The sequence below is a fragment of the Nocardia sp. NPDC047648 genome (assembly GCF_040642815.1).
Lineage (GTDB): Bacteria > Actinomycetota > Actinomycetes > Mycobacteriales > Mycobacteriaceae > Nocardia > Nocardia gamkensis.
Genome location: NZ_JBEYSX010000009.1, coordinates 12,782 through 28,911, shown reverse-complemented (window position 1 = coordinate 28,911; position 16,130 = coordinate 12,782). Strand labels below are relative to the sequence as shown.

The 16,130-nt window shown below is 63.1% G+C and carries 16 protein-coding genes; 5 read left to right on the top strand and 11 right to left on the bottom strand.

From position 1 onward, the window contains the following. Nucleotides 1-7: 7 nt before the first annotated feature. The 4 genes from ABZ803_RS19850 to ABZ803_RS19835 are packed head-to-tail and all read right to left on the bottom strand — an operon-like array spanning nucleotide 8 to nucleotide 3,687. Nucleotides 8-850, bottom strand: a complete 843-nt coding sequence (locus ABZ803_RS19850; protein WP_357040026.1) for an ABC transporter permease — start codon at nucleotides 848-850, stop codon at nucleotides 8-10. Continuing rightward, the gene (locus ABZ803_RS19845) at nucleotides 847-1,653 is read right to left on the bottom strand and encodes an ABC transporter ATP-binding protein (RefSeq protein WP_357040024.1); all 807 of its coding nucleotides are present in this window, start codon (nucleotides 1,651-1,653) and stop codon (nucleotides 847-849) included. The genes ABZ803_RS19850 and ABZ803_RS19845 overlap by 4 nt, the downstream gene beginning before the upstream one ends. Continuing rightward, a complete protein-coding gene (locus ABZ803_RS19840) occupies nucleotides 1,646-2,503 on the bottom strand; it encodes a CoA ester lyase (protein WP_357040021.1) in 858 nt (285 codons plus the stop codon). Before ABZ803_RS19840 ends, ABZ803_RS19845 begins: the two co-directional genes overlap by 8 nt. After that, the gene (locus ABZ803_RS19835; protein WP_357040018.1) at nucleotides 2,500-3,687 is read right to left on the bottom strand and encodes a CoA transferase; all 1,188 of its coding nucleotides are present in this window, start codon (nucleotides 3,685-3,687) and stop codon (nucleotides 2,500-2,502) included. The genes ABZ803_RS19840 and ABZ803_RS19835 overlap by 4 nt, the downstream gene beginning before the upstream one ends. A 167-nt stretch (nucleotides 3,688-3,854) precedes the next feature. Between ABZ803_RS19835 and ABZ803_RS19830 the strand changes: the two genes are divergently transcribed. After that, nucleotides 3,855-4,541 (top strand): GntR family transcriptional regulator, encoded by a 687-nt coding sequence (locus tag ABZ803_RS19830; protein WP_357040014.1) that lies wholly within the window; start codon nucleotides 3,855-3,857, stop codon nucleotides 4,539-4,541. A gap of 294 nt (nucleotides 4,542-4,835) precedes the next feature. On the opposite strand, the gene ABZ803_RS19825 is transcribed toward ABZ803_RS19830, so the two are convergent. Beyond that, entirely contained in the window at nucleotides 4,836-6,059 is a 1,224-nt protein-coding gene (locus ABZ803_RS19825; protein WP_357040011.1) for an MFS transporter, read from the bottom strand. A 76-nt stretch (nucleotides 6,060-6,135) separates the two neighbouring features. Here ABZ803_RS19825 and ABZ803_RS19820 point away from each other — a divergent pair, with 76 nt between their 5' ends. Beyond that, nucleotides 6,136-6,498, top strand: a complete 363-nt coding sequence (locus ABZ803_RS19820; protein ID WP_357040008.1) for a MerR family transcriptional regulator — start codon at nucleotides 6,136-6,138, stop codon at nucleotides 6,496-6,498. Between the two features lie 91 nt (nucleotides 6,499-6,589). Beyond that, nucleotides 6,590-7,390, top strand: a complete 801-nt coding sequence (locus tag ABZ803_RS19815) for an alpha/beta hydrolase (protein ID WP_357040005.1) — start codon at nucleotides 6,590-6,592, stop codon at nucleotides 7,388-7,390. A gap of 187 nt (nucleotides 7,391-7,577) precedes the next feature. On the opposite strand, the gene ABZ803_RS19810 is transcribed toward ABZ803_RS19815, so the two are convergent. Next, nucleotides 7,578-8,192 carry a TetR/AcrR family transcriptional regulator C-terminal domain-containing protein gene (locus tag ABZ803_RS19810; RefSeq protein ID WP_357040002.1) on the bottom strand — a complete coding sequence of 205 codons (615 nt, stop codon included), beginning with the start codon at nucleotides 8,190-8,192 and terminating at the stop codon, nucleotides 7,578-7,580. Nucleotides 8,193-8,307: 115 nt separating this feature from the next. Between ABZ803_RS19810 and ABZ803_RS19805 the strand changes: the two genes are divergently transcribed. Continuing rightward, on the top strand, nucleotides 8,308-9,489 hold the full coding sequence (locus ABZ803_RS19805) for an FAD-dependent monooxygenase (RefSeq protein WP_357039999.1): 1,182 nt from the start codon (nucleotides 8,308-8,310) through the stop codon (nucleotides 9,487-9,489). Nucleotides 9,490-10,655: 1,166 nt separating this feature from the next. On the opposite strand, the gene ABZ803_RS19800 is transcribed toward ABZ803_RS19805, so the two are convergent. Continuing rightward, on the bottom strand, nucleotides 10,656-11,261 hold the full coding sequence (locus ABZ803_RS19800; protein ID WP_357039996.1) for a TIGR03086 family metal-binding protein: 606 nt from the start codon (nucleotides 11,259-11,261) through the stop codon (nucleotides 10,656-10,658). Then, nucleotides 11,258-12,031: a crotonase/enoyl-CoA hydratase family protein gene (locus ABZ803_RS19795; RefSeq protein WP_357040704.1), complete on the bottom strand. Its 774-nt coding sequence runs from the start codon at nucleotides 12,029-12,031 to the stop codon at nucleotides 11,258-11,260. The genes ABZ803_RS19800 and ABZ803_RS19795 overlap by 4 nt, the downstream gene beginning before the upstream one ends. Before the next feature lie 135 nt (nucleotides 12,032-12,166). Here ABZ803_RS19795 and ABZ803_RS19790 point away from each other — a divergent pair, with 135 nt between their 5' ends. After that, complete coding sequence (locus ABZ803_RS19790) at nucleotides 12,167-12,724, top strand: TetR/AcrR family transcriptional regulator (protein ID WP_357039994.1); 558 nt, start codon at nucleotides 12,167-12,169, stop codon at nucleotides 12,722-12,724. Between the two features lie 102 nt (nucleotides 12,725-12,826). On the opposite strand, the gene ABZ803_RS19785 is transcribed toward ABZ803_RS19790, so the two are convergent. Genes ABZ803_RS19785 through ABZ803_RS19775 form a run of 3 tightly spaced genes read right to left on the bottom strand, consistent with a single transcriptional unit; the run spans nucleotide 12,827 to nucleotide 16,083 of the window. Then, on the bottom strand, nucleotides 12,827-13,246 hold the full coding sequence (locus ABZ803_RS19785) for a DoxX family protein (protein WP_357039991.1): 420 nt from the start codon (nucleotides 13,244-13,246) through the stop codon (nucleotides 12,827-12,829). 54 nt (nucleotides 13,247-13,300) lie between these two features. Continuing rightward, nucleotides 13,301-15,163: an acyl-CoA synthetase gene (locus tag ABZ803_RS19780; RefSeq protein ID WP_357039988.1), complete on the bottom strand. Its 1,863-nt coding sequence runs from the start codon at nucleotides 15,161-15,163 to the stop codon at nucleotides 13,301-13,303. Beyond that, the gene (locus ABZ803_RS19775) at nucleotides 15,160-16,083 is read right to left on the bottom strand and encodes a fumarylacetoacetate hydrolase family protein (protein WP_357039985.1); all 924 of its coding nucleotides are present in this window, start codon (nucleotides 16,081-16,083) and stop codon (nucleotides 15,160-15,162) included. The genes ABZ803_RS19780 and ABZ803_RS19775 overlap by 4 nt, the downstream gene beginning before the upstream one ends. Between the last annotated feature and the right edge of the window lie 47 nt (nucleotides 16,084-16,130).

The following is a 16,130-nucleotide window of genomic DNA, read 5'->3' as shown; positions in this document are numbered from 1 at the left end:
ATACCTCTCACTTCCACCGGGAGCTCAGGCTCTCGGCTCGGGTGACCACGATGTTGAGTACCAGCGCGACCACGACGAGGACGGCGATGGCGGCAAATGTGCCGGCAGTGTCGAAGGTGTTTGCGGAGGTCTTGAGCAGGTGGCCCAGCCCCTCGTTCGATGCAGTGATTTCCGAGACGACGACACCCAGTAATGAGTAGGGAACGGCGAGCCGGAGGCCCGTGAGAATCCATGCCAGGGTGTACGGCAAAATTACCTTTGTCAGCCGCTGGCGGCTGTTGGCGCCGAGTACGGCAACTACGCCTAGCAGTTCTGAATCCGTGTCCCGGGCACCCGCGAAAGTGTTGTAGAAAACTAGGAAGAAGCACACCAGCGCGGTCATCACGACTTTGGCTTGCAGACCGATGCCGAACCAGAGTATGAACAACGGTGCCAATGCCAGCTTGGGCAGGCTGTTCATGGCGATGATAAATGGGTTGAAGACGTCGCCGAGAAGTCGGACGCGACCCAACAAGAATCCGGCCACAATGCCTGCGGCTGAGCCAAGCACCAGTCCGATGGCCATCGCCAGCAGCGTGGCTTGGGCATTGGCAGCCAGGGTCCCGTCCCGGGTCCATTCGATCAACCGGTCGCCGATCGCCTCCGGCGAAGAAACCCAGAAGGGATCGATCACTGGACCCGACAGTCCCTGCCAGCCGCCCAGCAGCACGGCGACGATCGCGAGGCGGACGGTGAGCACCGCGATTCGGTAGATGCGCTGCTTCCGGCGGTAGGCCCCATCGAAGTCCTCGTCGACGGGGAGAGTCGGCAGGGTCGGTGCGGTGGTGCGGGCAGCTGCGATGGCGCTCACGTCGGAACTCCTGATTCGACCTCCGGGCTGAGTGCTGCCCAGAGGGTTTCGTGCAATCGGGCGTATTCGGGATCGAATCGCGCTGAGAAGACGTCACGTGGCGTGGGAAGATTGACCGGTTCGTCGAGCAGGACGCGGCTGGGACGCGCGCTCATGACCAGAACTCGGTCGCCCAGCGCGATAGCCTCACCCAGATCATGGGTAATGAACAGCACTGTGGCGTTGGTGCGGGCGCGGATATCGAGCAATTCACCCTGCAGGACCGTGCGTAATTGGCTGTCGAGTGCACCGAAGGGTTCGTCGGCCAGGATGACCTCCGGCTCATAGACGAGGGTGCGGGCGAGCGTGACGCGTTTGCGCATACCGCCGGATAGTTGGCTTGGATACACGTCACCGAATCCAGTCAAGCCGACCAGCTCCAACACCTCGTCGGTGCGGCGGGATATTTCGGCTTTGCCGAGGGCGCGCAGCTCGAGTGCGAGGTTCACGTTGGCGCGCACCGTGCGCCAGGGCAGCAGATTGTCCTTTTGCGTAACGTAGCCGACGCGGGTGTTGACGCCCACCACAGGCTTGCCGTCGTAGCAGACCCGCCCACGGGTAGGCTGCAGCAGCCCGGCGGCCAGATTCAGGAGTGTGGATTTGCCGCAACCGCTCGGGCCGACGACGCAGCAGAACTGCCCGCGGGGAATCGCCAGCGATAGTTTGTCGATGGCACGGAACGAACGTTTGGTGTCGCGAAATGTCATCGCGATGTCGGTAAATTCTATCAGTGCCGGAGTCGAATCCGGCGTGGCCTCATGCATGCTCACGACCTTGTGCGCTGGATTGTTGATAGAGTTCGGACCATTCGAGGGTCAGTTGAGCCGCCGCGATGACCGGCTGATCGACGAATGTGCCGTTTTCCAGGGCGAAGCCCCCGGAATGGTTATGCGCTTCGGCGAGGATGCGCCGAGCTTGTTCGACTTCGGCGGCCGTGGGCTGGAACGTTTCGGCGATGATGGGCAGTTGGGCCGGATGGATGGCGGACCGGCCCCGCATGCCTAGCCGTCGTCCCCGATCGCAAGACTCTCGCAGCCCTGCTGGGTCTTTGATATTGCCGAAGACTGCCATCGAGGGCGGTGGCAATTGCGCAGCGGCCGCCGCCACCACGATGCGGCCGCGGCCCCAGTCCAGCGCCTGTTCGTCGAGGGCTCGCAATTGGGCTCGCAAGTCTCCCTCGCCTAGCGAGATCGCAGCGACCCCTGGGGCGCCAGCGATGCTGAAAGCATTCTCGACGCCAAGTGCGGTCTCGATGAGGCAGTGGAACATGATATTTGAGGCGCCAGCGCGGACGACTGTTTCGATGTCTTGCACAGACTCCACCCGTGGGAGACGGATGCCCGATAGAGCCGGCATTCCCGCAATGGCATCGATGTCACGGCGCCCGGCGTCGGTGTGAATGTTGTTGATGCGTACCTGGATCCGTGCCGACGGTGCCTTTGTGTCCAAAGCGCCGAGGAATTCGGTCACGGCCGCGCGGGCGAGCGCCTTTCGTGGCTCGGCGACCGAATCCTGAAGATCGAGCACTACCACGTCAGCGCCGGAGGACATCGCCTTGGCCATGCGGTCGGGTCGATCACCTGGGACGTAGAGCCAGGTGCCAGGGTATATCATGCGATGACTCCGCTGTCTCGCCAGGCCCGGATCTGTTTGTCGGAGAACCCGAGTTCGGACAGCACTTCGTCGGTATCGGCGCCCGGTGCGCGCCCCGGCCAACGGATCGCACCAGGGGTCTGCGACAGCCGGAACAGCACGTTCTGCATGGCCACCTGACCGAGATCGGGATCCGGCAGACGCACTATCGTCTCCAGCGCCTTGTACTGCGGATCGGCGAAGATGTCCGCGATGTCATAGACCGGCGAAATTGCCGCTTGTGCCTCGCTGAACGCCTCGAGAACCTCGGCAGCGTCACGCTCAGCGATCCATGCCGCCACCGCCCCGTCTACCTCCTCGACATGCTGAACGCGGCCAAAGCCGGTCCTGAACCATGGCTGCTCCGCCAGATCCGGACGGCCGACGAGGGTCATCACGCGCTCCGCGATGGTCTGGGCACTGGTCGACACGGCCAGCCAACGGCCGTCGCGGCTGCGATAGATATTGCGTGGCGCGTTGTTGTCAGACCTGTTTCCGGTCCGGCGTGGTACCACCCCGAGGGCGTCGTGAACGGTGATATGTGTGCCCAGCACCATGAGGATCGGTTCGATGATCGCCAGATCGATCACCTGTCCTCGACCGGTGTGGTCACGCTGACGCAGCGCCACCATGACCGCGAAAGCTGTCGCGAGCGCGGCGATGCCGTCAGCCAATGCGAGCGGCGGGAGCGTCGGAGGTCCGTCCGGCTCGCCGGTCATGGCGGCGAATCCGCTCATCGCCTCGGCCAATGTGCCGAAGCCGGGCTCGTGGGCGCGCGGCCCCGATTGTCCGAAGGCCGTGACCCGAGCAATCACCAGCCGCGGGTTGAGTTCCTGCAGCACGTCTGGACCGAGATTCCAACGCTCCAGGGTGCCGGGGCGGAAATTCTCGATCAGCACATCGGCCTCGGCCAGCAGTGCCAGGGCGATGGACTGCCCTTCCGCGGTCGACAAGTCGACACCGATTGGACGCTTGTTGCGGCCCAGCTGTTTCCAGACCAGGCCGACGCCGCCTTTGCTCGGACCATGCCCTCGGCTCGGATCGCCGTGGCGGGGGTGTTCGACCTTGATCACGTCGGCGCCATAGTCCGCCAGCATTGTCGCTGCCAGCGGACCGGCGAACAGCGTGGCCGCATCCACCACCTTTAGTGACTCAGTGCACATCATGGCGCTAACTTATAAGTTATAAGTTAGCGCGTCAAGCAGTTCTCTCCTGGGCGCTACGATCGGCACAGGCGGTGAAGGAGAACAGGAGGCTCGACCAGATGGCACGGCGGAGTACGAAGACAGCGCAGGCGACGGTACCGACCCGCTCGGGATCTACTGGATCGGACGTGACCTACGCCAGTGTCAAGCCTCCGGGAAGCCGAGCGACATATGTGCAAGATGTGTTGCGAGCTGAAATTCTCAGTGGAGCGATGCCGTCCGGTACTCCGATCTTGCAGGACGCGGTTGCCGAGCGCCTCGGCGTCTCCATCACCCCGGTCCGCGAGGCATTACGCAACCTCGAATCGGTAGGTCTGGTCGTCTACGAGCCGAACTTCGGGGCCAAGGTCGCCGATCTTGCCGCAGGGGGAGAGATGGAGGAGCTCTACCTGCTCCGCGCCACCATCGAAGGGCTGGCCGCCCGTCTTGCCGCCACCTCCGCCTGCCCTGACGACCTCGCACGACTCCGCGACATCCATCATGAACTGCGGTCTGCACTCGATCGAGGAGATGCGGCTCGAATGGCCGCTGCCAGCCGGGAGTTCCACGCCCGGATCGCCCGAGTCGGTGGTCGCTCCATCATCGCCCGCCATTTGCAATGGATTTGGGAGAGCCACCCGATTCCCCTCGAGCAGTCGGTATGGTCGAACCCAAAGGTTGCCGCTGAGGCCGTCGAATCACACGCCACGCTGCTCACGCTGCTCGAAGCCGGGGACGCCGAAGGCGCGGAAACCCACATGGTGCAGCAAGTGCGGCTCGCGGCCTCGGTTAGATTGGCGGCGATGCAGCAGCGCACCAAAAGCACCTCTGCGTGAACGCCAATCAGTCTTCAGCCGACGCAGCCAGAGTTTCCGCCTCGCGTTAGACTTCGATCCGAGCTTCGGTAACTCAGGCCACCCAGTGGGTCCGCGAGGATCCGATTCGTTCCATACCACCCAGCAGCATCAGGTGATCACTGCCGCGAGAATGCGGCGGGCATGAGAGCGCACACCTTTCAGCACACCCCGCATCGCGCACGGCGCAGCTCTGCGATGTGCTGCTGCCACCACGCAGCGCGCTACCTGGCCGTTGGCGTCGATGCCCCTCCGGGCATCGACCCCACTTTCTGATCACGCGTGGGCGGATGCCGTAGGTGCCCGGCGGGTCCGGTCCGGAAATCCGTGTTCGCGTGCGGCGACGGTCGTCACCAAGCTCGCTGACGCGAGTGCGAGCGCAGACCACGCCAAGGCAGTGGGGCCGAGACCGGCCAGCAGCAATCCGCCGACCACTCCCCCACCAGCTATACCGGAATTCCAGCAGGTCACCAGAAGCGATTGCGCGATCTCCGCCGCAGGGCCAGCAGCCTCTGCTACGGCCGTCTGCAACAGCGTCGCGGTTCCCCCGAAGGCCAGTCCCCAGCCCGCCGCGCTAAGGAAGGCCAGCCACGGCACGGCGGCACAGATGGCCAAGACCAGTGCCGCGACGGCGAATACGGCGCAGCTGCCGACCATCAACGGTCGAAGGTACCGGTCGATCAGCGCACCAGTGATCGAGATACTCGCCAGGGAAGACACCCCGAACACCAACAGTGCCTCACCGACCCGGTCTGCGAGCCCGGCCGATCCCAGGAGGGCGGCGATGTAGGTGTACAGGACGTTGTGGGCGAGTACCAGCATCGCAGTCACCGTCAGTACGGGTGCCACGCCGGCAATCCGCGCAACCCGACGGATCGGTGGACGCGTGGGCTCGGCCTGGCCAGGCAGGGCCGGCACTGCGGCGACTACCCAGCCGATCAGGCCAGCGGTTAGGACGCTGATGAGCGCGAACATGGCACGCCAGCCGATTGCCTCGGCCAAAGCGGTGCCTGCAGGGACACCGACCGAAAGCGCGATCGGCGTTCCCGCCATGGCGATGGCGAGCGCCTTTCCGCGGTGCGCCGGAGCGGTCATGCGGCGGGCGTATCCGGCCAACAACGCCCATAGCAGTCCGGCCACTACACCTCCAATCAATCGCGCAGCCAGGGTGAGCGGGTAGCTCGTCGAAACCGCGGTGACCGTATTGGCAATGGCGAAACCTGAAATCGCGATCAGCAGGACATATTTTCGGGGCCACCCGATGGTGGCAGCCGTCAAGGGAATCGCCGAGGCGATCGAACCGAGCGCATACAGCGTCACAGCCTGTCCGGCGCTGGCCTCGCTGACAGCGAGATCGGCGCCCATGGCCGGGAGGACCCCAGCTGGGAGCGCTTCGGTCATGATGGTTATGAACCCCGCTGTGCCTAGTGCTAGCAGGCCGGAGAGAGGAAAGCGTCCCGGCACCTCGAGCGGCCGGTCGAGCGGATGGGAATCGGTCATGGCCCGTATCATGGAAGGTTGACATTTATGTCAATGTCCAGGGCGAACAGACCTGGCCGAACATGAAAGCGGTCACATGCGTATCGGTGAACTCGCTCGACTGACCGAGACTCCCACCAGATCGTTGCGGTATTACGAGGATCAAGGCCTTATCGCTCCACAGCGACTGGCCAACGGCTATCGCGACTACGACGACTACCTCATCGACCGGGTCCTTCAGATCCGCGGGTTGCTGGACGCTGGATTGCCCACCCGGATCATCAAACAGATCCTGCCCTGTCTCGACAGCCCGCGTACTATTCACTTCGCCGACGCCACACCGGAGATGCTGGCGACCCTTGAGCGCGAGCGTGAGCAAATGACCCGCCGCATCCAGTGCCTCACCCGCAACCGCGATGCCATCGACGAGTATCTCGCCACTGTTCGTTCACTCGCCTAACGGCGACGGGCGGGCCGGGATGGATCGTGGCCGCGGTCACAGCAACCACAGCTTGACCTTGACATCAATGTGAAGGTTTCAGGCTGTCGGTATGACTGATTCCCGCATCTGGCACATTGAATACGGGCAGGGTATGCCCCTTGTTCTGATTCACGGTTACACGATGGACCATCGACTATTGTTGCCACTGGAACCCGCATTCACGCATCGACCGGGTTGGCGGCGTCTCTACCTTGATCTGCCCGGACATGGCAACAGCAATCGGCTGCCCGTGCCGCACACCGCGACCGTGTTGACCGATACAGTGATCGACTGGATACAAAACGTCATCGGCGAGCAGCCGTTCGTGGTGCTGGGTCAATCCTTCGGCGGACAGATAGCCCGCGCGGTCACAGCACATTTCGGCTCTCAAGTCCTCGGATCGGCACTACTTGTCCCTGTCGTGCGCTGGAACGACGATCGCGCCCTACCCGAAGAGACCACCATCGCGGAAGATCAAGCGCTTATGGCTGCGCTTCCAACAGAGGATGGCGAGCTGTTTCGGGCGGTTACAGCCCGGTTGTCATCGCGGAACTGGGAGCTGTTCCAGCGTCACATTCTGCCCGGCTGGCGAGTGCATGACAGGCCTGCCGCGGCTGAACTGGAAAATGCTTTCCTCCTTCCGGAGTGGCCGGAGATCAACGCACCCACGCATCGCGGACCACACCTGCTGGTGACAACCCGACAGGACGCGCTCGTCGGCTGGCGTGATCAGCTTGAACTGTTGGACCACTATCCTCGAATGTCGGCCACCGTTCTCGACGGAGCCGGGCATAATCCACAGGTCGAATCAGCCGTGGCAGTAAGAAATCTGCTCGGCCAGTGGCTTGAGGATCGGATAACCGGCCGGTAATCCCCACGGGAACGACCGCTGCGATCTTCGCTTCTGCCGCGCCAAGTCGCCTGGTGGGCAACCAAGGCAGCGCTCAATCCCCTACTGGGTGAGACAGTTCCTGACACACTATCGACGTCACCGCCAGGCTTTTGCCTTCTTCCACGGCAGATCGAGCTGCGGTACCGGCAGAGCGCAATGAGGCGGGTCACTCCGTGAAAGTAAGGGAACGGACGATTCTACGCACTCCATAGTCGAACTGCGCCTCGCGGGGGACTCGGCGCAGCGTGTCCAGCGCAGCGGAGATCAACGGAAACCGTCCGGCATCGACGGCGTTGGTATCAGTGGGCCAGTCGCCGGAATCCAGAAGTTGATGCTGGGATTGTTCCTCGATCGTGAAGCCGAGAACAAAGTACTGCACCGTGAAGGCGGCCAGTGCGGCGTCCTCGGCAGGAACTCCGGCATCCCGTGCGGCGTCTATTGCCGCTTCGCCGAATGCCAGCGTATTCGGTTGGCGGACGAAGGTCCCCGCCACGATACGCGCTCCGTCGCGCCGCGACAGCAACGCCGAACGCAGCCGGCCGGCCAGAGAGATCAGGCGATCGGCGCCTTGTTCCTTTGGGCCGATGTCGGCGACGCCCGCAAGTAGATCTTCGGCGAGCGCGTCGATAAGTGCTCTTTTGTTCTCTACGTGCCAGTACAGGGTGCCATGGTGAACCCCCAGTGAAGATGCGAGTTTGCGCATCGTCAAGGCGTCGAGGCCACTTGCCTCGACGAAGTCCCACGCCCCGGCGATCACCGCCGCTCGGTCAAGCCGCGCCATCTCACCTCCCGTTCCACGACAGGACCGTATCAAACCCATTCTTGACCATTGGTCAAGTGTTGGCTAGCGTCGTCTGCGGACGCTGGCCGCCCGGCCACACAGAAAGGACCCAACAATGACGCACGGACTCACACGGCAACCGGATAGCCGAGAGGTACTGATCTGCGGCGCTGGTATCGCGGGCATCGTGCTGGCCCACTTGCTGGCACGCGCCGGACTACGCGTGACCGTGGTCGAGCGCGCATCCGCGGTACGGACCGGCGGCAATGCGGTCGACCTTCGCGGCGCTGCGGTGGATGTCGTCGCGGCGATGGGTGCCCTGGATGCCATTTGCGGTCAACAAACGGGTAATGGGGCGCTGCATCGCATTGATCACGAAGGAAATCCGATTGCAACGCTGCCCGCCGACGCCATCGCTGGCGATGTCGAACTGCCGCGCGGCGATCTCAACACCATCCTGCTCGGCACCACCCAGGCCGGAGTCGATTACTTGTTCGGCGACTCGGTCGAGGCTCTCGACGAGACCCGCGACGGCATCCATGTCACCTTCGACAGCGGTGGCCGTCGCACCTTCGACTTCGTGGTCGGCGCCGACGGCCTGCACTCTCGGATCCGGTCACTGACATTTGGACCGGAAACCAGTTTCGTCCGACATCTCGGGTGCTACCAGGGTCATTTCACGATGCCGAACGACCTCGATCTTGATCGCACTGGTCTGCTGCTCAATCTTCCGGGTCGGACACTGGGCTGCTACACGATCCACAACAACCATGAACTCGTCATCGGATGGTTCTTCGACTCCGAGCCCCTGACCTATGACCGGCGCGACATCACCGTGCAGCAGAAACTGGTGGCCGATGCATTCGCCGATGCCGGCTGGAGAGTCCCCGACCTCGTCGACGCGATGTACCGGTCCAACGATTTCTATTTCGACCCGATCGATCAGGTTGTGATGGAGGAGCTGCACTGTGGCAGAGTCGCTTTGGTCGGCGATGCCGCCTACGCCCCGTCACTGTTGTCGGGGGTTGGGGCAACATTGGCCATCGTAGGCGCGGCGGTGCTCGCTGACGAAATCATCTCGGAGCCAGCCGACGTCGGGCTAGCGTTCGCCCGATACCAGAAGCGAATCACGGAGATGATCACTCTCGGAAGGGAGTTGGCGATCCGCTCGAAAGATTGGTTCATCCTCCCAGCGGGAGCGGAAGATCTCCAAATCAGCCTGGCCGAAGAGGAACAGGTACATGCCCTCCGCGAGCATGTGGTCGCCGCAGCCAACCGCGTATGCCCACAGCTCTGACACCCACAAGCGTGCATGCTACTGAGCGACGACCAGGTAGTCAGCTCGACAATCGCATACCCTTGCGCTTCCAGCGATCGATGCCCATATTCGCCCGCTACGATGCGGCTATTCGCCTCGCAGGGTCATCGTTCACAAAGTCTTGAAACGACCTCCGGCCTTCGTCCCGTGGTTGGCGAGGGCCGGAGGAAGCTTTTCCTCGACGCCAGAAGTTTCAGCTCCTACCGCCATAGGTGTACCACCTGGTCTCGTTCGTGCCGTTCGGCGAGTGGTCGACTTCGGGCAGCCAAGCACACCACTGTCCCCCAACCGGCAAGTCGAACACTTCAACATGACGGCGAGCCGTTCCGCCACGAACCGGTTGGTGCGGTCTCCTCTCTCACCATTCTTCGAGTAGACCACTCATCGCGTCCCAAAATCCTTCCGTCAGAGTTACTGCGAACTGTGGGAGCGCTGGCTCCGTCAGCCTCGCCGCACGGTGCAGCGGTTTTTTCCACCCTGCACAATGCTCCCCACCGTCGACTCATCAGCAACATAATGCCGGCGAACCGATCGGTTGTCTGCGTGCGTCGAACCACGCGCCAGCAGTCGCGGCGATCGGATGAGGCCTATTCGATCAGTTCAAGCAATCTGTGGCAGAAGCTTGGCGCTGTGGCACCCAGCCCCGACTCGACCGCATGGCTACGATCGTCCAGCTCGACGTGGCCGCCGCGTCGACGACGCCAAACCGATAGCCGCAGTGCACCACAGAGATGTATCATTCGTCACACTGAAAGAACGCTCACAACCATAGGCACCGCGGCCAACTCGCACGTCCTGAGGATTAGGCCAGTAGGGTGAACGATTCGGCAATTGACTCTTCCGCAGTGGCAGCCGAGCGATAGCCCGCTCGGCTGCCGGACTTGACTCATCGAGCAAGTGCTGCCAGGTCTTCGTTGGTGGCACTTGACGCGGGTAGGCAAGTTGTCGTGCAGCGTCCCACCTTCATCGCCAACAGAGACAGCCGGAGCCCCCACCCCCGTCGCTCTGGCACCCGCGCCGCCCCGCGGGTCTACAACGATGCAAATTGTCCAGGTCCGCGATTCGCCCCTCTGCCATCACCATCGCCCAGTAGAGCGATGGCTGACGGTAGGCCGTACCTGCGCCGTTGCCAGGCCCGATCATGTTCACTCCTGTGCGGAAACGATTTCTCGGCCAAGAAACGCCAGTAGTTGCGAATGCGGTTTCGCGCCTGCCGGGGCAGCCAACTCGGCACCGAAACCTCCCGGCCTTCGGAATCCGTCCAGGTCGGTTGCCTGAAGAATTTTCAGCAGCCTCGTCGCTCCCTGCTGATCGACGTACTGCTCTTGGCCAGTCGCGACCGCAAGATCGCAGCTGTGGACGACAATTTCGGTCAGATGGAACAGAGCGGCGAAGCGTCCACTGACCGCGCCGAACGGCAACCCCACCGCGGCCTCGAGCACACCCGGCCTCGTCCATGCTGCACAGTCTCGACCAGCAGCGAATCGGAAGACTGCGCGATGGTCATTACCCAGCCAATCGGACACGGGCTCATGACCGACACCGCCGCCATTGAGTATCCGCACGGTCGTCTCGATTCCTCCCAGAAGGTGACTCAGTTCGGCGCGCACATCCCAGCCTGCACACACGGATGGTATGCCTAGTCGCGATTCCTCAATGTGGTCGACGATGAGGCAAGCATTCTCGAGCGCGCGAACGATGTGATCGGTGGTGGAATCGCTGCTTCGTTCTGTGGAATCGACTGGCGTCATCGTGCATCGCCGTGTCGTCCGGCGCCTGCCGAGAAGTCGGTTGCACCATCGAGCAGTTCGCCTGAGGTGACTGTCGACAGTGCAAGTTCGATCTCGTTTGCGATGGCCTGTTCCCGGGTCAGATCGTAGGCATCGATCAGCGCACGGCGGTCGTTGCGCATGGCGGTCTGTGGGAAGCGACCGATCTGGTCGGCCAGTTCGAGAGCCGCTCGCAGCGCGGTGCCATCTTCGACGATGCGGTTGATCAACCCGATCGCCAGTGCCTCTTCGGCGTCGACGCGACGCCCGGTGAGAATTAGGTCCATCGCGCGTCCATAGCCGATCAGTCTGGGGAATCGAATTACGCCGAGGTCGACGGTGGGCACGCCGAAACGCCGGTTGTACATTCCCAGGAAGGAGGACCTTCCGGCCACACGAAGGTCACACCACGCCGCCAGTTCGGTGCCACCGGCGATCGCGGGCCCCTCGATGGCCGCTATCACGGGCTTGGAGAGATCGAGCCGGGTGGGCCCGATGGGAGCGAATTTTCCGTCGGGTAGTAGGGGTTTACGTTCACCTTCCGCGATGGCCACGAGGTCCGCCCCTGCGCAGAACGCACCACCGGCCCCGGTGAGAACCGCCACGTGGCTGGTGTCGTCGGCATCGAACGCCTCGAACGCAGCAAGGAGTGCCTCAGCGGTGGGTAGATCGATCGCGTTGCGGCGTTCGGGGCGATCAACTGTGATCACCGCTGTGGTGCCGTGCCGTTCGAGGTGCACTGTGTTGGTCATTGATGTCCTTTCGTTTGGGCCTGTGCTTTGATTACACAGACCTGTGTAATCAAGTAGGCCACGACTGCGAGGAAGAAGCAAGATGAAAATGCACAGATCGGTGTACTTGTGAGGAAAACGCGTGATACGAGCAAGATGCGCGAGCGGATCCTGTCGACGGCTGACCGGCTGTTCTACAGTCAGGGCATTCGCGCGATCGGCGTCGATACCGTCGCCGCGGAGGCCGGCATCAGCAAGCGGACCTTGTACAACCACTTTTCCTCGAAAGAGGAACTGGTCACGGAGTATCTCCGGCGGCGCCTTCCAGCAGAGAGCCAGCCCATCGACACGCCACCAGAGGATCAGATCCTGGGCTTGTTCGACGCGATGGAGTATGTCTTCGCCCAAACCGGCTACCGCGGATGCCCGTTTGTCAATGCGGTGACCGAACTCGGCGATCCAGACCAAGAGGTGCGGAAACTGGCGGTGGCCTTCAAGGAGCAGCGACGAGACTGGTTCAGGCGACTGCTGGACACCGCTGGTGTGGCGGACGCGGATTCGCTGTCGTTTCAGCTGCTGATCCTGCTCGACGGGGCAATCGCCGCGACATTGGTGCGTCAAGATCCGACCGTAGCCCGTCACGCACGTGCTGCTGCTGCGGTGCTGCTGGCATCCGCAGGACTGCAGACCGCCAGTCATCGGGAGGCCTACTGAACGGTACACAGTCGCATCCGTTTAGCAAAACCCCGAAGTCGCGACCCTGTACAGGCGCATCATGTCCGCGTCCTGCCGGATAGCACGTGTCGGTTATGCGATTCATAGCCGAATCAGTGGTTGACTGAGGGTCATACCGAGGTCTTGTCCAAGGCCGGCGAACAGACCGAACATGACGATCGCCGCACCACACAACGAGAGGTTCTTCATGAAGTGGGCCTGCTCGGCGGCCCGGTCCATGGGATGGGGCTGGTCCCAGAACGCGTGGTAAATGACAGTCGCCGGGATCAGAAATAGCAGCAGGAGAAGCGAACCGATATCTCCCCAGATCCCGAGGAGAACCGACGTCCCCCCGAGTATCTGAACTGCGCCCGCGACCCGGACCATGGCCGGGGTCGAGAAGCGAATCCGCCTCGCACGGGCTTGTTGTGCGCCGTTTTCAGGTGCGGCGAGTTGGCCGATTCCGGCGGCGAGAAAGATTGCACAGAACAGGATGCGGCCCAGCAGGACGACAATTTCCATCGGTGTCCTTCCACGGTTCAAGCTCGGCGGTTGCGACCGCGCCAGTGAGGGGGTCTAATCGGCGGCGATAGCGGTGGAGAAGGTGTATTGGGACAGTCGCTGCCGGAGCTTCTCGATGTTGTTGCCGCTCGGCAGGCCGTGGCACTGGATGTGCACGGTCGGCTGGCCGTTGGCGGTGTCGACCGTGACGGTGGCGGTCAGATTCATTTGCCCGGTTTCGTGTTCCACGATCCGGCTTACGGCGTCGCGTAGCAGGATGGCCTTGTGGACCTTGCCGACATCAGTTGTCGGGATGCGGTCGATGATGTGAACATGCTTCGGCGCTGCCGCCGGCTCAGGGGCGTGGTCTTGCGCCCATTGCTGCAGTTGCGTTTCGGTGACCGGCGCGCCGGAGTTCACGGTGACGTAGGCGACGGGGACCTCCCCGGAGTGGGGATCGGGGCGACCGATGACAGCCGCCGCGGTGACGTCGGGGTGGGCCAGCAAAGATTCTTCGACGGGGCGGGGGTCGATGTTGTGGCCGCCACGGATGATGAGGTCTTTTGCTCTGCCGACCAGGGAGACGAATCCATGCCGGTCGACTCGACCGATGTCGCCGGTGATCAGCCAGCCATCGACCACGATTCCGGTGGGATCGGGCACGGGCCCGGTGGGGCCTTGGCGCAGATAGCCAGGAAAGACATTGGGGCCCTTTATAGCCAGCACTCCTGTCTCGCCGGGGGCGAGATCGGCGCCCGGTGTACCGTCGACGTCCACGGCCACAGTCTTGATCTGCTGAAACGGCAGGCGCAGCCCCAGCGCCCCCGGTCGATTGCCACAGCTGGGCGCCACGACACTGGCGCAGGTGCCTTCGGTGAGCCCGTAGCCTTCGAGCATCGGCACGCCTGTGGTGGTTTCGAACAAGTTTCGGATGTGCGGCGGCAGCGGTGCTGCGCCTACGATGGCCGTGCGCAGGCATGACACGTCGGTGCCGGCAGGGATCGTCGGCAGGGCCGAATAGACGGTGGGTACCGCGGAGAATGTGGTGACGCGGTAGTGGGCGATGATGCGCCAGAAGTCCGCAAGGGCTTCCCGGTCGCGATAGCCAAGCGGTCCCAGACTGAGGACGAGCCCGCCGACCGACATCGGAGCGAGCGTCGTGACATGCAAGGCGTTGACGTGAAACAGCGGCAAACCCGCCATCACGACATCTTCGCTGGTGAGCGCCACGGCATGCGCAATCGCCCAGGCGGTGTACACCTCGTTGGCGTGGGTGTGCACGGCGACCTTCGGGGTGCCGGTGGTTCCGCCGGTGTGAAAATATGCGGCGATGTCTCGGGCGGCGGGGCGGCGGCCGAACGTCAGCGCATTCTTTGGGCGGGTCGCGGCGAGCTTGTCGAACGAGCCCAAGACGGTGTCCGTGATGTCCTCGGGTTCCCCGCCGACAGCCAGCAGACGCAGCCCCGGCACCCCTTCGGCTATCTCGCGCGCCTTCTCCCACAGCCCCGAGTCGACGGCCGGTGCGGGTGCGAGGAGCAGCTGGGCACCCGTTAGGCGCAGAATGTCGACGATGTGTTCGGATGCCAGGGCCGGATTGACCGGGTTGGCGATGCCGAGGGCCTGCGCTCCCAGTAGAGCCTGGTAGGCGGTGGGCGTGTTCGGGAGCATGATCGCTACGACCTCGCCGGGCGAGACGCCGAGATCGGCAAAGAGATTCGCGGCCTGGTGGATGTGCGCGAGCAGTGCACGGTACGTCCATGTGATCGGCCGGCGCCAGGCGTTCCCGCCTGGCAAGTGATGAATGGCGGGCCGGTCTGCGTGACTGTGTGCAGCTGCAGCGAGCAGACCGTAGGTGCTGACCGCCAGCGCATAATCGGTCAGTGGGCGGGATTCGATATGCGCCAATCGCGCCACCGGATCGATGGCGGAAGCGCTCACGGCGCCGCCACTTGATTGATGAGAGTACCGATGCCTTCGACCTCGATTTCGACGATATCGCCGTCGCGCAGATAACGATTCGAGAAGACGCCCGCGCCGCGCGGGGTGCCGGTACAGATCACGTCACCGGCATGCAGACTCTGGTACCGCGACAAGTGGGAGATCAGTTCGGGGATCGAGTGCAGGAAGCTGCTGGTGCGGTCGTCCTGGCGGACCTCCCCGTTGACCATTGTGCGAATGCGCAGATCGAACGGATCCTCGAACTCATCCGCGGTGACCAGGCACGGGCCTAGCGGCTTGAAGGTATCGAAGCTCTTGGAGAGGCCGATGGAGGCGACAGGGTCGCCCGTCATGGCCCGTAGCTGGATGTCGCGGGCGGACACATCGTTGGCGATCGTCAGGCCCGCTACATGAGCCCAGGCATTCTCCGCACCGAGGTCAGTACAGGTGCGGCCGATGACGACCGCAACTTCGCCTTCGTAGTCGACCTGGTCCGGAGCCACTCTCGGGAGTTGAATCGACGTACCGGGGCCGGTGACTGCCGAAGCTGCGATTACTTGGAAGTTCGGTTCGCTCGGCAGCTCCATAGAACCTTTGCCCAGAGCGGCAAGCATCTCCCGCGCCTCTTGGGCGTGGCTGGCGTAGTTCAGTCCGACGATGAGAATTTTGCCCGGACGAGGTACCGGCGCGCACACCACCGCGGCCTCGAGGGGCACGTGAGCGCGCACCGGTGCGGCATCGATGTCATCGAGGCGGCCGGTTCGGATCAGATCGCCGAGGTCGGGCAAGTCGAGGATGGTCAGGACGCCGGGCCGGTCTTCACGAGCGGGCCCCTGATCGGTGTTGTACAGACGCAATGGATTGCTCCTATCGAGAAGCCTTATCTCTTTATTAACAGTAAAGAGGATGTGTTGATCCACAGTCAACAGCTGTGTGCGGGGGACGTAGAGTTGGCCGAGTGGCCAGG

Coding starts and splice junctions, on each gene's coding strand:
- ABZ803_RS19790 (WP_357039994.1), top strand. CDS start 12,167: ATGCGCGAGCGGATCCTGTCGACGGCTGACCGGCTGTTCTACAGTCAG.
- ABZ803_RS19815 (WP_357040005.1), top strand. CDS start 6,590: ATGACTGATTCCCGCATCTGGCACATTGAATACGGGCAGGGTATGCCC.
- ABZ803_RS19820 (WP_357040008.1), top strand. CDS start 6,136: ATGCGTATCGGTGAACTCGCTCGACTGACCGAGACTCCCACCAGATCG.
- ABZ803_RS19785 (WP_357039991.1), bottom strand. CDS start 13,246: ATGGAAATTGTCGTCCTGCTGGGCCGCATCCTGTTCTGTGCAATCTTT.
- ABZ803_RS19845 (WP_357040024.1), bottom strand. CDS start 1,653: ATGCATGAGGCCACGCCGGATTCGACTCCGGCACTGATAGAATTTACC.
- ABZ803_RS19810 (WP_357040002.1), bottom strand. CDS start 8,192: ATGGCGCGGCTTGACCGAGCGGCGGTGATCGCCGGGGCGTGGGACTTC.
- ABZ803_RS19825 (WP_357040011.1), bottom strand. CDS start 6,059: ATGACCGATTCCCATCCGCTCGACCGGCCGCTCGAGGTGCCGGGACGC.
- ABZ803_RS19795 (WP_357040704.1), bottom strand. CDS start 12,031: ATGACCAACACAGTGCACCTCGAACGGCACGGCACCACAGCGGTGATC.
- ABZ803_RS19800 (WP_357039996.1), bottom strand. CDS start 11,261: ATGACGCCAGTCGATTCCACAGAACGAAGCAGCGATTCCACCACCGAT.
- ABZ803_RS19805 (WP_357039999.1), top strand. CDS start 8,308: ATGACGCACGGACTCACACGGCAACCGGATAGCCGAGAGGTACTGATC.
- ABZ803_RS19835 (WP_357040018.1), bottom strand. CDS start 3,687: ATGATGTGCACTGAGTCACTAAAGGTGGTGGATGCGGCCACGCTGTTC.
- ABZ803_RS19840 (WP_357040021.1), bottom strand. CDS start 2,503: ATGATATACCCTGGCACCTGGCTCTACGTCCCAGGTGATCGACCCGAC.